The sequence below is a fragment of the Curtobacterium sp. MCBD17_035 genome (genome assembly GCF_003234815.2).
In the GTDB taxonomy this organism is placed as follows: Bacteria; Actinomycetota; Actinomycetes; order Actinomycetales; family Microbacteriaceae; genus Curtobacterium.
On the sequence record NZ_CP126279.1, the window covers coordinates 2,796,940 to 2,809,914 of the forward strand.

Annotated in this window: 13 protein-coding genes; 4 read left to right on the forward strand and 9 right to left on the reverse strand. The window is 72.3% G+C overall.

Annotated features, from left to right (window positions below; genetic code table 11):
* Nucleotides 1–8: 8 nt before the first annotated feature.
* The 3 genes from DEI93_RS13160 (at nucleotide 9) to DEI93_RS13170 (ending at nucleotide 2,567) form a co-directional block, all read left to right on the forward strand.
* Complete coding sequence (locus tag DEI93_RS13160; RefSeq protein WP_111120332.1) at nucleotides 9–656, forward strand: COG1361 family protein; 648 nt, start codon at nucleotides 9–11, stop codon at nucleotides 654–656.
* 70 nt (nucleotides 657–726) lie between these two features.
* On the forward strand, nucleotides 727–1,686 hold the full coding sequence (locus DEI93_RS13165; RefSeq protein WP_111120333.1) for a S26 family signal peptidase: 960 nt from the start codon (nucleotides 727–729) through the stop codon (nucleotides 1,684–1,686).
* Entirely contained in the window at nucleotides 1,683–2,567 is an 885-nt protein-coding gene (locus tag DEI93_RS13170) for a LamG domain-containing protein (protein ID WP_111120334.1), read from the forward strand. Before DEI93_RS13165 ends, DEI93_RS13170 begins: the two co-directional genes overlap by 4 nt.
* Nucleotides 2,568–2,668: 101 nt before the next feature.
* Here DEI93_RS13170 and DEI93_RS13175 read toward each other — a convergent pair whose 3' ends face one another.
* The 4 genes from DEI93_RS13175 to DEI93_RS13190 form a co-directional block, all read right to left on the reverse strand.
* Nucleotides 2,669–3,604, reverse strand: a complete 936-nt coding sequence (locus tag DEI93_RS13175; RefSeq protein ID WP_111011181.1) for a 4-(cytidine 5'-diphospho)-2-C-methyl-D-erythritol kinase — start codon at nucleotides 3,602–3,604, stop codon at nucleotides 2,669–2,671.
* Nucleotides 3,605–3,682: 78 nt separating this feature from the next.
* The gene (locus tag DEI93_RS13180; protein WP_111120335.1) at nucleotides 3,683–4,717 is read right to left on the reverse strand and encodes an LLM class flavin-dependent oxidoreductase; all 1,035 of its coding nucleotides are present in this window, start codon (nucleotides 4,715–4,717) and stop codon (nucleotides 3,683–3,685) included.
* Nucleotides 4,718–4,920: 203 nt separating this feature from the next.
* A complete protein-coding gene (locus DEI93_RS13185; RefSeq protein ID WP_111120336.1) occupies nucleotides 4,921–6,045 on the reverse strand; it encodes an ATP-grasp domain-containing protein in 1,125 nt (374 codons plus the stop codon).
* 9 nt (nucleotides 6,046–6,054) lie between these two features.
* Complete coding sequence (locus DEI93_RS13190; protein WP_111011204.1) at nucleotides 6,055–7,002, reverse strand: helix-turn-helix transcriptional regulator; 948 nt, start codon at nucleotides 7,000–7,002, stop codon at nucleotides 6,055–6,057.
* Nucleotides 7,003–7,117: 115 nt separating this feature from the next.
* Here DEI93_RS13190 and DEI93_RS13195 point away from each other — a divergent pair, with 115 nt between their 5' ends.
* The gene (locus DEI93_RS13195; RefSeq protein ID WP_111026341.1) at nucleotides 7,118–7,858 is read left to right on the forward strand and encodes an SDR family oxidoreductase; all 741 of its coding nucleotides are present in this window, start codon (nucleotides 7,118–7,120) and stop codon (nucleotides 7,856–7,858) included.
* A 174-nt stretch (nucleotides 7,859–8,032) separates the two neighbouring features.
* Here the strand turns inward: DEI93_RS13195 and DEI93_RS13200 are convergent, their stop codons facing one another.
* From DEI93_RS13200 to rsmI, 5 genes are all read right to left on the reverse strand, one after another.
* Complete coding sequence (locus DEI93_RS13200) at nucleotides 8,033–8,479, reverse strand: hypothetical protein (RefSeq protein WP_111011177.1); 447 nt, start codon at nucleotides 8,477–8,479, stop codon at nucleotides 8,033–8,035.
* A gap of 96 nt (nucleotides 8,480–8,575) precedes the next feature.
* On the reverse strand, nucleotides 8,576–9,457 hold the full coding sequence (gene rsmA, locus DEI93_RS13205) for a 16S rRNA (adenine(1518)-N(6)/adenine(1519)-N(6))-dimethyltransferase RsmA (RefSeq protein ID WP_181436102.1): 882 nt from the start codon (nucleotides 9,455–9,457) through the stop codon (nucleotides 8,576–8,578).
* Nucleotides 9,454–10,383, reverse strand: a complete 930-nt coding sequence (locus tag DEI93_RS13210; RefSeq protein WP_111120337.1) for a TatD family hydrolase — start codon at nucleotides 10,381–10,383, stop codon at nucleotides 9,454–9,456. Before DEI93_RS13210 ends, rsmA begins: the two co-directional genes overlap by 4 nt.
* Entirely contained in the window at nucleotides 10,380–11,957 is a 1,578-nt protein-coding gene (gene metG, locus DEI93_RS13215; protein ID WP_111120338.1) for a methionine--tRNA ligase, read from the reverse strand. Before metG ends, DEI93_RS13210 begins: the two co-directional genes overlap by 4 nt.
* A gap of 99 nt (nucleotides 11,958–12,056) precedes the next feature.
* A complete protein-coding gene (gene rsmI / locus DEI93_RS13220) occupies nucleotides 12,057–12,878 on the reverse strand; it encodes a 16S rRNA (cytidine(1402)-2'-O)-methyltransferase (protein WP_111026338.1) in 822 nt (273 codons plus the stop codon).
* Nucleotides 12,879–12,975 lie beyond the last annotated feature (97 nt).

The following is a 12,975-nucleotide window of genomic DNA, read 5'->3' on the forward strand; positions in this document are numbered from 1 at the left end:
GCCCGCCGTTGTCCCACGTCCTGCCCACCAGCCCGAAACGCATCCGGTTCACGTGGTTCGCGATCGGCACCGGGGTGCTCGCCGCCGTGCTGCTCTCGTTCTCGATGTCCGGGACCCTGTCGGGGTTCGTCGCGTCGATCACGAACAGCGGTGACACGGCCGTCACCGGCACCCTCGTGATGCAGGAGTCCACGACCGGCGCGAACGCGGCGACGTGCACCTCGACCGACGGCGGCTCCGTCTCGACGAACACCGCGACCTGCACGTCGATCGACCAGTTCGGCGGGGCCGCCATGGTGCCCGGCGACACCGTCACCACGGCGATGACGATCAAGAACACCGGATCGGCCGCCGCCCGGACGTTCACCCTCACCCCGGGCTCCTGCGGGCAGCTCGCGAACGGCTCCGTCAACGGCACGGCGAACGACCTGTGCTCGCAGATGACGGTGGTCGTCAAGAACACGACCGCGAACACCACGGTGTTCTCGGGCACCCTCGCCGCCCTCGGCAGCACGACCACGCCGTTCTCGCTCCCCGCCGTCCCGGGCGGTTCGTCCACGGCCTTCAGCTTCGCCGTCTCGCTGCCGAGCACCCTCGGGAACAGCTACCAGGGCCTCCAGGCCACGGTCCCGCTGACCTGGTCGTACGCCAGCTAGCCCCCACCCCGTCCGACGCGGCGGGTCCCGCTGCCGGACCCGCCCCTCCCGATCCGTGGAGGCGACCGCCATGACCGCGACGCACGTCCGCGCCGTCCGGCCGGCCGACGGCGTCCGGGCGGTGCGCGGCAGCAGGGCCGTCCACGGCCTCCGGGCCGTCACTCGCCGTCGTCGTCGGACCGGACGGCGAGCGCTCACCGGCGTCCTGCTCGCGATCATCGCTGTCGTGGTCGTCGCCGCGACGGCGTTCCACGCCACCGGCGGTCGGTGGTTCGTCGTCGAGACGCCGTCCATGGGCACGGCCGCGCCCGTCGGCACGCTCGTCCTCACCGTCCCCGCCGCCGCGACCGAGCTGCGCGTCGGCGACGTCGTCACGTTCCACCCGCCGACCGCCGCGGGCGAGACCTACACGCACGGCATCGTCGCGATCGACCACGGACGGATCACGACGCGTGGTGACGCGAACGGCGCCGTCGACCCCTGGCGTCTCCGCGCCGCCGACGTGGTCGGGGTGGTCCGGACGATCCTGCCCGGGGTCGGATGGCTCGTCCGTGCACTGCCCCTGCTGATCGTCGGTCTCGTGGCGCTCTGGCTCGTGACGAGCCGCGTCCGTCGGCCGACGCACCGATCGGCTGCCCGCGTCCTCGGCGTGTCCGTCCTGCTCTCCGGCGTCGCGATCGTCCTCCGTCCCTTCGTCGGGACCACCGTGCTCCAGACCGCGACCGTGTCGGGCGGCACGGAGGCGACCGTCGTGTCCACCGGGATGCTGCCCGTCCGGGTCGCCGCCCCGACCGGCGCGCACGTCGACCTCGTCGCCGGCGAGGTCGGGCGCCTCACCGTGCCGGCGCACGGCATCGCGACACCGCACGCGGTCCACCACCTGACGACCGCGCTGCACCTGCCGCCCTGGGGATGGGTGGTCGCGGTGGGCCTGTGTGCGGTACCGCTGCTCTGGACACTCGTGGTGGGCCTCCCGGGCGACGAAGCGGGCCCGCGCCGCCACCGCCGGACCCGAGGGCTCCACGCATGACCCCCCGGCACCGCGAGCGACCCCGACGGCGGTGGCCCCTCGTCGCGGCGGCGCTCGCCGCCGCGGCCGCCGTCGGTGTCGCGGCGCCCGGGACGACCTCGGGGTGGACCGCGGCGATCACGGACCCCGCGGACACCGCGAGGACGGCGCCGTACTTCCACTGTCCGGACGCGCTCACCCTCGACGCCGGCTCGGCGCTGTTCCAGTACCCGCTGACCGAGGACGCCGGCTCGACCACCGCCCGGGACGTGTCCGGACACGGGAACGACGGCACGTACCAGGGCAGCATGACCACGAGCACCGAGACGCCCATCGCCTGCCCGAGGGACGGTGGCAGCGCGTACGTGCTCGACGGGTCCACGAGCTACGTGTCGATGCCGACGAAGACGGCGCCACCGGCCACCTACAGCGAGGAGGTCTGGTTCCGCACGGCCACGGCAGCCGGCCGGTTGATCGGATTCGGCACCGCCCGGACCGGCACGTCCGGACTGGAGGACCGGGCCGTCTACGTGAACACCGACGGCGGGGTCACCTTCGCCACCTACAGCAGCAGGAACCAGATCGTGACCAGTGCAGCGGGGGTCGACTACGCGGACGGGGCCTGGCACCAGGTGGTCGCGACGCAGAGTCCGAGCACCGGCATGGCGCTCTACCTCGACGGGACGCTCGTCGCCAGCAACAGTGCGTACACCGGAGCCGAGGACGACGGAGGCGGGTACTGGCGGATCGGCTACGACAGCCTGTCCGGGAGCTGGGTGGGTTCCGGCTCCGCCTGGTACGTGAACGGTGCCATGCGGTACGCGGCGGTGTACACCACGGTGCTCACCGCGCAGCAGGTCGCGACCCACTACGCCGCGGGCAAGTTGGTGACCGGGAACTGAGGCGCGGCGGGCTCGCGCTCGTGCTCGTGCGCGGGCTCGGGCTCGGGCTCGGGCTCGGGCTCGGGCTCGGGCTCGGGCTCGGGCTCGGGCTCGGGCTCGGGCTACCGCGGTACGACGCGCGCGCCGTGCACCGGACCCGTGGCCCGCACCACGGTCAGCCCGGCGGCACTCAACTCGACTTGCAGGTCGAGCGCGGCGTCGGAGTCCGCGGCCAGGAACGCGACGGTCGGGCCGCTCCCGGACACGATGCCCGCGAGAGCGCCGGCGCGCTCACCGAGTTCGAGCGTGCGCGCGAGTGTGGGTTGCAGCCGCATCGCCGGAGCCTGCAGGTCGTTGTGGAGGCAGTCGGCCAGCAGCTCGGCGTCGCCCGCCCGGAGCGCCTGCAGCACGTTCGCCTCGACGACGGGGGCGTCCCGGACGGGCGTGATGTCGGCGCGGTAGCGGTCGCGATGCTCGTCGAGGGCGGTGTACACCGCGGGCGTCGAGAGTCCCTCGTCCGAGAGCACGAGCACCCAGTGGAACTGCCCCGACGCCAGGGCCGGGCTGAGCTCGTCGCCCCGCCCGGTGCCGATCGCGGTGCCGCCGGAGAACGCGAACGGCACGTCCGCGCCGAGCCCGGCCGCGAGCCGCAGGAGTTCGTCGCGACCGAGCGACGTGCCCCACAGGGTGTCGACCGCCAGGAGCGTCGCCGCCGCGTCCGCGGAACCGCCGCCCATGCCCCCGGCGACGGGCACCTGCTTCTCGATCGTCAGGTGCACCCCGCCGCGGTAGCCCGCGCGCTCCGCCACGAGCCGGGCGGCCCGCAGTGCCAGGTTCGTCTCGTCCACCGGGACCGCCGACGTGTCGATGGGACCGGTGAACCGCACGGTGAAGTCGTCGGCCGCCTCGGCGACGACGTCCTCGTACAACGACACGGCCTGGTACGCCGTCGCGACGTCGTGGTACCCGTCCGGCAGCAGCGTGCCGACAGCCAGGTAGACGTTGATCTTGCCCGGCGCGCGCGTCCGCACCCGGGTCGGTGCGGCGAGCGACGTCATGGACCCAACCTATATCGGTCGCGATGGCCACCGCGCGACCCCGAGGGGCACCGCGGTGGCACGGCGCGGTCGTGCCCCTCAGCCCGCGATGGTGCCGGCCACGAGCGGGATGACCTGCTCGCCGAACCGCTCCATCTCCTCGAGCTGTGGCGAGAACTGCAGCAGGAGCGTGTCGACGCCGGCGTCCTGGAACGCCCGGATCCGCTCGGCGACCTGCTCGGGCGTCCCGACGAACCCCGGCCGCAGGCCACGGTTCGACACGGAGTAGTCCTCCAGGCTCGGCACACGCTCGAGCTGCGACTTCGAGATGAAGTCCTGGTACGACTCGTACGCGGCCCCGTGCTGCACGTCGGTGATGCGGGCGAGCTCGGCCTGCGCCTCCGCCTCGGTGTCACGGACGATCGCGTAGGCGGCCATGCCGAACGCCTCGAACGGCGGCAGTCCGGCGTCGACCCGCCGCTGCTTCATCTCGTCGATCTTCGTGCGCAGCTCGTCGACCGTGCCGCCGTGCGTGACGTAGGCGTCGGCGTAGCGCGTGATGCTCGCCTTGCCGGCCTCGGACTCACCGCCGGCGTAGATGCGCGGCTGCACGCGGGGCTTCGGCTCGAGGTGCGCGTTCTCGATGTCGTAGTACTCCCCGTGGAACGAGTACGGCGTCTCCGTCCACATGCCCTTCATGATCTCGACGAACTCCGCGGTGCGGCGGTACCGGTCGTCGTGCTCCGAGAAGATCCCGCCGTACTGCTTGGCCTCCTCGGCCCACCAGGCGCTCACGACATTGAACGTGAACCGACCGTTCGAGATGTCGTCGATCGTCGCGGCCTGCTTCGCCGTGACGGCGGGCAGGTGGTAGCCCGGGCGCATGGCCGCCATGATCTCGAGGCGGTCGGTCGTCGCCGCGATCGCCGCCGCGAGCGCCCATGCCTCGAGGCTCGGCGCGGCCGTGCCCTTGATGTCGTTGAGGTTGAGCTCGGGGACGAGCGTCAGGTCGAAGCCGATCTGCTCGGCCCGCTGGGCGAGGCGCTTGACGTAGTCGAACGTGACGGGCATCTGCTCGTCCTCGACGTTGCGGAGCCAGCCGCCGAACAGCGGGGTCCAGTATCCGAATCGCACGTGGTTCTTCCGGTTCGTTGGGGTGGGACGGTCGGGAGGCGCGGTGCCGGTCGGGCCGGCGCCGCGCCTCCCGGGGTGGTCGCGGGTCGCGGTGGTCGCGGGTCGCGGTGGTCGCGGTGGTCGCGGGTCGGAGCGGCCGAACCGGTGCCTTCCGTTCGAACACCGGGATGCGGCGGTGGGAACGGAAGGAGCCGGTGCGATGCTCAGACGGCGAGCAGGGCCTGCTCGCTCGCGAGGAGCGCGCCGAGGTAGCGCGCGATGCTGCGGGGCCCCGACACGGGGCTCGTCTCCTCGACCGCGGGGTTGTAGTTCGTGTTCGTGTTGATGTCGTAGACGACGGTCCGACCGTCGACGGTCTCCATGAACTCGATGCCGGCGACGCCGATGCGCTGGTCGGCCAGGAACGCCTCGAGCCGCTGGACGATCTCGGACCCGGCCGTGATCTCGGAGCGGATCGAGAAGGCGCTCGGCTGGCCGGCCGTCGGCACGTCGCACGCCGCTCCCGCGAACGTCTGCTCGGTGCCGGTCTGCTCGGTGCCGGTCTGTTCGGGGCCGGTCTGCTCGGTGCCGGTCTGCTCGGTGCCGGTCTGCTCGGTGCCGGTCTGCTCGGTGCCGGTCTGCGGCTGCGCCGCTTGGCCGGGCAGCGGGACCTCGCACGCATCGGCCGGGCAGAGCTCGAACGACCCGGCGCTCGTGTCGACGCGGACGGCGTAGACGAACCGACCGCCGACGAACTCGACGCGGGTGATGAACGGCGCGCGCGCGACCAGGTACTCCTGGATGAGGGTGATGCCGTCGACCGGCTCCTCGAACTCCGGACTCTCGACGTACGCCGCGAACTCCGCGACCGTGTCGAACCGCCGGACGCCCAGGCCCTTGCCGCCCTGGTTGTGCTTCGTGATGAACGGCGCACCGGGAGTCGACGCCTCGGCGACGAAGCGCTCGGCGGCGGCGACGAGGTCGCGGTGACCGAACACCGCCGTCGTGCGCGGCACGTCGAACCCGGCGTTCCGGAGCAGGCCGTGCTGCGCGACCTTGCTGACCTCGAGCTCGAGCACGTGGCTGCCGTTGACGACCGAGCGGCCGGCACGCTCGAGCCAGCCGAGGACGGCGCGCGTGTACTCCTTGCTGTGCTCGTGCCCGCGGGTGTGGCTCGACGCGGACATGCGCGACCAGTAGACGCCCGACGCAGGATCGGCGGCGAGGTCGATGGAGCCGTCCGTCAGCAGGAGCTCCTCGACCGGGACACCCTCGGCCTCGAACGCGGCGGCGAGCGGTGGGAACCACTCGGGGTTCTCGTGGATGACGTACACACGGGGAGTGCTCACCGCAACAGCCTAGGCACGGTCCCCTGCGCGCGCCACGCCGGTCGTCACAGAAGGCAACCGCGGAGGGGCTGACTGCCCCGTTGCCGTCCGGGCGGAGGTCTCGGTTCCCTCGGACGGGGTCGGGCCGAACCGCTGCTCGCCGAGCACGCCGAGCAGCGCCAGCCGGTCTGCCGCCTCGGTACCGGGCTCCGCGGTGAACACCAGGAGCGCCTGCGCCCGGTTCTCGGTGAGCAGCACCTGACAGTCGACCTCGAGTCGCCCGAGTTCCGGGTGCAGGAAGGTCTTGTGGTCCGTGAACCGCTCGGCGACCTCGTGTCGCTCCCACACCGCCACGAACTCCGGGCTCCGGGCGGTCAGCCCCGCGACGAGTTCCCGCGCACGGCGGTCACCCGGGCCGGCCGCACCCACCGCGGCCCGGAGCGAGGCGACCTGGATGCGCGCCTGCCGCTCGTGCTCCTCCGGGGCGTAGCGCTCGCGCTCCCGACCGAGGAACCACCGCCACACCTGGTACCGCTCGGGCCCCGGCAGCCCCACCGTCGCCCCGAGCAGCGCGACGGCCCGGCGGTTCTCGGCGAGTGTCTCCCCGAGGTCGCTCACGACGATCGCCGGATCCGCGTCGAGGCGGTCGAGCACCCGGAGTAACGGCGGCGCCACGTGATCGGCACGCCGCACGCGCACCGGGGCGTTGTGCCCGGCGAGGTGGAACAGGTGGTCCCGCTCCGCCACCGTCAGCCGCAAGGCCCGGGCGAGCGCCTGGAGCATCTGCTCGGACGGCTGCGGACCGCGTTGCTGCTCGAGCCGGGTGTAGTAGTCCGTCGACATCCCCGCGAGCGCGGCCACGTCGTCACGCCGGAGGCCGGGCGTCCGGCGGCGCGGACCGGCACCGAGGCCGACGTCCTCGGGCTGGATGCGCTCCCGCCGGCGTCGGAGGAAGTCCGCGAGCCCGTCCCTGTCCACGCCGTCCCGTTCCACCCCGTGATCCTCGCACCCGCGCGCGCCCGCGACCAGGGATCGCCGATCCCCCGATCGACGCGCTCTGCCCCGCCGGCCCGGACTCCGCGATCGTCGGGGCATGGACATCACCACCAGCACCGTCTTCATCCCCGGCGCGACCTCGGGCATCGGCCTCGGGCTCGCACGACGCCTCGCCGACGCGGGCAGCACCGTGGTCGTCGGCGGTCGTCGCCGGGCCCTCCTCGAGGAGATCGCGGCGGACGATCCGCGCCTGGACACCGTCGTGCTCGACGTCGACGACCCCGACTCCATCACCGCGGCCGTGCGGACCGTCGTCGAGCGGCACCCCTCGCTCGACGCCGTCGTCACGATGTCGGGGATCATGCGCCCCGAGGACCTCCGTGATCCTGCGCACATCGCCGCTGCCGAGGCGACGATCACCACCAACCTGCTCGGCACGATCCGCCTGGTCGACGCCGTCCTGCCGCACCTGCTCACGCGGCCGGCCGCGACGCTCATGACCGTGTCGTCCGGGCTCGCGTTCACCCCGCTCGCCGCGACACCGACCTACAGCGCGACCAAGGCGGCCGTGCACTCGTACACGCTGTCGCTCCGGGCACAGCTCGCCGACTCCGGCGTCGAGGTGCTCGAGCTCGTGCCGCCGGCCGTCGCCACGGACCTGCTCGGCGGCGCCGACTTCGGCGGCATGCCCCTCGACGCGTTCCTCGACGAGGTCGTCGCCCTCCTCGCGGCCGGGGCCGGGGCGGAGGTCCTGGTCGAGAACGTCCTGCCCTTGCGCTGGGCGGAGCGGAACGGGAACCAGGCGGACCTCATCCGGGCCCTGGTCGCGGGCCACTGACCCCTGCCGGCGCCTCTGCCCAGCGGAACCGCCTCGTTTCGACGATCCCGCTGTCGTTCCCCGACGGGTCCACCGCCACATGCACGCACATCAGATGCGGGTGCGTGCGGCGACGATCCCGATGCCGTTCGACACGCGCTCCGTCGTCACATGCGCGCATCGACAGCGCTCGGGTCAGCGGCGCTTCTTCGCCGCCTTCGCCTTCTTGGCCGGCGTGACCTTGGTGTTCGGCGGGTACACCGCACCGCTCGACGAGCTCCAGTCGGTGAGGTTGTAGACGACCACCAGCGCGATGCCGCTGAGGAACCAGAAGCGACGCGCTCGACGGTCCTTGAGCACGCCGGTGATCAGCGGCAGCAGGACGTAGAGCAGCCCGCTGTTCTTCTCGATCGCACCGTGCACCGCGAACGGGACGGCGGGGATCGCGGCGGACGGCTGATCGGTCACCGCGTTGAGGCCGCCCTGCACCAGCCCGAACAACCGGAACAGGCGACGAGCGCCCGGACGGAGGCCCAGCGCGCCCGGCAGGAACAGGTTCGCGGCCGTGAACCCGTAGTCGATGCGGCCGTGGAGTTCAGGGCTGATGGGCTTGGCGGACACCTGCTGCTTCGTCTTCGGCATGGTTCCAGAGAACTCCTCGGCGGCTGGTGGTGCACCACATCGCCGTCGAGATCGGACCCGGTTCGTGGGTGGTGCCACGGAGGGATCGGCTGAGCCCTACGCGGCGGCGAGCACCGTGCGACCGAGGCGCGTGAAGTCGTCGACCGTGAGCTGCTCGCCGCGCAGCGTCGGCTCGATGTCCGAAGCGGTGAGGGCGTCGGATGCTCCGGCACTCCCACCGAGGAGTGCGGACAAGCTCTGTCGGAGCATCTTCCGCCGCTGCTGGAACGCTGCGTCGACGAGGGCGAAGACCTGGGCCCGGAGCGTCTCGTCGCCCGGTTCCTCATGGCGCTCGAAGCCGACGAGCACACTGTCGACGTTCGGTACCGGCCAGAACACCTGCCGACTGACCTGCCCGGCGATGCGCCACGAGCCGTACCACGCCGCCTTGACGCTCGGCGATCCGTAGACCTTCGACCCCGGGTCCGCGGCGAGCCGGTACCCGACCTCGGCCTGCACCATGACGAGCGCCCGACCGATGGTCGGGAACGTCGGCAGCAGGTGCAGGAGCACGGGAACGGAGACGTTGTACGGGAGGTTCGCCACGAGGTGCGTGGGCCGCGCGCCGGCCGGCAGGTCCCCGGCCCGGAGCGTCAGGGCGTCCTGGTGCACCACGCGGAGCCGGGCCTCGGGTTGGAGCATCCGGACCGTGTCGGGCAGCTGCGTCGCCAGGCGCCGATCGATCTCGACCGCGAGGACGTCGGCTCCGGTCTCGGTGAGGCCGAGCGTCAACGACCCGAGCCCGGGACCGACCTCGAGGACGATCGCGTCGGCGTGCACACCACCGGCGGCCACGATCCGGCGGACGGTGTTGGCGTCGTGGACGAAGTTCTGGCCCAGCTTCTTGGTCGGTGTGACGTCGAGGCGGCCCGCGAGGTCGCGGATCTCGGCGGGGCCGAGCAACGCACCGGGACGGGACGGGCCGGGAGCCTCGCTCACTCGTTCACCGTGACGGGCTCGTGGTCCCACCGCCCGTACACGATCTCGGTGTTGGACGAGATCTGCGCCGCGAGCATCGAGGGGTCGGTCCCGATGGTCTCGGCCATCGAGCGGAGCGTCAGCGGCACGAGGTACGGCGCGTTCGGGCGACCGCGGTAGGGCACCGGGGTCAGGAACGGCGCGTCGGTCTCGATCAGGATCCGGTCGCGCGGGGCGACGCGGAGCGCCTCGCGCAGGGCCTCGGCGTTCTTGAACGTCACGGTGCCCGCGAAGGACATGTACCAACCCCGCTCGGCACAGAGCCGCGCGAGGTCCGGGCCACCGGAGAAGCAGTGGAAGACGGTGCGCTCGGGCGCACCGACGCGGTCGAGCGTCGCGACGACGTCATCGTGAGCGTCACGGTCGTGGATCTGGAGGGCCAGCCCGTGCCGCTTGGCGATCGCGATGTGTTCCTCGAACGAGCGCACCTGGGCGTCGCGCCCCTCGGGACCCGTGCGGAAGAAGTCGAGCCCGGTCTCGCCGACGGCACGGACGCGGGTCAGGGCAGCGAGCGCGTCGATGCCCGCGAGGTGTTCGTCGAGGAGGCCCCGCTGCTCGAGTTCGGGCGCTTCGTTCGGGTGGAGCGCCACCGCCGCGAGGACGCGCGGTTCTCGGGCGGCGATCTCGGCGGACCAGCGGGAGGTCTCGAGGTCCGTGCCGACCTGCACGACCCCCCGGATCCCGACGCTCGAGGCGCGGTCGAGGTGCTCGCGGTACTCCATCGGCCCGTCCCCGCCGTCGCCGACCCCGTCCGCGATCTCCATGTGCGTGTGGTTGTCGTACACGGGCACGACGAGCGCCGGGGGCAGCGGCGGATAACTGAGGTCACGCTTCTGCCCGGCACCGTCGCTCCCCCGCGCGCGGACGTGGGCGTCGGACGAGCTCACGCTGCGCCCTGCTCCGAGGTCTCGATGCGCGGGAACAGCCCGGCCTCGAGCGGGACGACGCGCTCGGCGCCCGCCCACTCCCACGCGCGGTCGATGCGCTGATCGCTGATCGAACCGCCCGCTCCGATCGCAGCCCAGAGTCGATCGGCCGCCTTCGGAACCACGGGCGCGAGGAGGACTCCGACCGTCCCGAGGCCGCGCAGCGCCGTCGTGAGGACCGTGTCCAGACGCTCACGCTGGTCGGGCTGCTTCGCCAACGCCCAGGGTTCCTGCTCGGTGATGTAGCCGTTCAGCGCGTCGACGAGCTCCCAGACGGTGGCGATCGCCTCGTGCGGGGCGAACCCGGCGATCGCGGCGTCGGCTCGCTCGGTCACCGAGACCGCGAGCTCGTCGATCGCACGGTCGGCGTCCGTGAGCGCTGCCCGCTCGGGCACGACGCCGTCGTGGTACCGGCCCAGCATCGCGACGATGCGCGACGCCAGGTTCCCGAAGCCGTTCGCGAGCTCGGCCTGGTAGCGCGCCGCGATGTCCTCCCAGCTGAAGTTGCCGTCCTGCCCGAAGGTGATCGCGCGCAGGAAGTAGTACCGGAAGGCGTCCGACCCGAACGTGTCGGTGATCTCGGACGGGGCGATGCCGGTCAACTTGCTCTTCGACATCTTCTCGCCGCCGACGAGCAGCCACCCGTGGCCGAACACGCGCTTCGGGACCTCGAGCCCGGCGGCCATGAGCATCGCGGGCCAGATCACGGCGTGGAACCGGGCGATGTCCTTGCCCACCAGGTGCACGCTCGGCCACAGGCGGCGGAAGGCCTCGTCGTCGTCGCTGCCGTAGCCGAGCGCGGTGATGTAGTTGAGCAGGGCGTCGAACCAGACGTAGAGCACGTGGTCCGAGTCCCATGGGATCGTGATGCCCCAGTCGAAGCTCGATCGCGAGATCGAGAGGTCGCGCAGGCCCTGCTTGACGAACTGCACGATCTCGTTGCGGACGCTCTCGGGCTGGATGAACTCGGGGTTCGACGCGTAGAGGTCGAGCAGCGGCTGCTCGAAGTCCGACATGCGGAAGAAGTAGTTCCGCTCAGCGAGCACCTCGACCGGGATCGAGTGGATCGCGCAGACCTGCTGGCCCTCGTAGGCTCCGGTGCCGGGGACGAGGTCGCTCGGCTGCTTGTACTCCTCGCACCCCACGCAGTAGAAGCCCTCGAACTCGCCGGCGTAGATGTAGCCGTCGTCGTACAACTTCTGCAGGAACGTGGTGACCCCGCGCACGTGCCGGTCGTCCGTGGTGCGGATGAAGTCGTCGTTCCGGATGTCGACGGTGTCGAGCAGGGGCTTCCAGGCCTCGGCCACGAGACGGTCCGCCCACGCCTGCGGGGTGACGTCGTGCGAGGACGCCGTCCGCAGGATCTTCTGTCCGTGCTCGTCCGTGCCGGTCAGCAGCCAGGTGTCGTCGCCACGCTGCCGGTGCCACCGCGCCAGCACGTCCGCCGCGACCTCGGTGTACGCGTGCCCGATGTGCGGCACGTCGTTGACGTAGAAGATGGGCGTCGTGATGGAGAACGCGGTGCCGTCGGACATGCGGACCATCCTACGGGCGCGTCCCATCAGGTGACGGTGGCCCGGGACCCCTGTGGAGACCGGCGTGACCGGGCGCGGACGTGGAGGACGGGCCTCCCGTCAGCGGGCCGCGAGCGCGCCCTCGTAGAGGTCGCGGCGCGACAGTCCGGTGGCCTGCGCGACCGCCACCGATGCCTCTTTCATGCGGACGCCGGCGGCGACGCGCTCGAGGACCAACCGCACCCCCGCCTCCAGGTCGACCGGACCCTCCGCGGACGGAGCGCCGGCCACGACGACGCAGATCTCGCCACGGACACCGTCCGCCGCCCAGGCGGCGAGCTCGCCGAGCGGCCCGCGCCGGACCTCCTCGTGCAGCTTGGTGAGTTCGCGGCAGACGGCAGCGGGGCGGTCGGCACCGAACGCGTCGGCCATGTCGGCGAGGGTGTCCGCGACGCGGTGGGGTGACTCGAAGAAGACGAGCGTGCGCGGTTCCCCCGCGAGCGCGGCGAACACGCGACGCCGTTCACCCTGCTTGCGGGTCGGGAAGCCCTCGAAGGCGAACCGGTCGGTGGGCAGCCCGGACACGGCGAGCGCGGTGAGCACGGCGCTCGGCCCGGGGATCGCGGTGACGGTCACGCCGGCGGCCGCCGCCGCGGCGACGAGGGGGAACCCGGGATCGCTGATCGCCGGCATGCCGGCGTCGGTCAGGACGACCACGTCGTCGTCGCGGGCGAGGTCCACGACCTCCGCGGCACGGTCCCGCTCGTTGTGCTCGTGCAGGGCGATGAGGCGCGGCCGGTTCTCGACACCGAGGGCGCGCATCAGGTGGACGGCGGTCCTCGTGTCCTCGGCAGCCACGACCGAGGCGTTGGCGAGGGCCTCGATCAAGCGCCGGGAGGCGTCGCCGAGGTTGCCGATGGGAGTCGCCGCGAGCACGATCACCGGTCCATCATCCCGCGCGGGCGGGCGACCGCTCGCCACCCGCCTCGTCCTCCACAGGCCGCTCCTGTCCACCGTCACAGGATCCGGACCCGGGAGG

Excerpts from the sequence above, each read along its gene's own strand:
- DEI93_RS13175 (WP_111011181.1), bottom strand. The coding sequence starts at position 3,604 with ATGACGTCGCTCGCCGCACCGACCCGGGTGCGGACGCGCGCGCCGGGC.
- DEI93_RS13165 (WP_111120333.1), top strand. The coding sequence starts at position 727 with ATGACCGCGACGCACGTCCGCGCCGTCCGGCCGGCCGACGGCGTCCGG.
- metG (WP_111120338.1), bottom strand. The coding sequence starts at position 11,957 with ATGTCCGACGGCACCGCGTTCTCCATCACGACGCCCATCTTCTACGTC.
- DEI93_RS13200 (WP_111011177.1), bottom strand. The coding sequence starts at position 8,479 with ATGCCGAAGACGAAGCAGCAGGTGTCCGCCAAGCCCATCAGCCCTGAA.
- DEI93_RS13170 (WP_111120334.1), top strand. The coding sequence starts at position 1,683 with ATGACCCCCCGGCACCGCGAGCGACCCCGACGGCGGTGGCCCCTCGTC.
- DEI93_RS13195 (WP_111026341.1), top strand. The coding sequence starts at position 7,118 with ATGGACATCACCACCAGCACCGTCTTCATCCCCGGCGCGACCTCGGGC.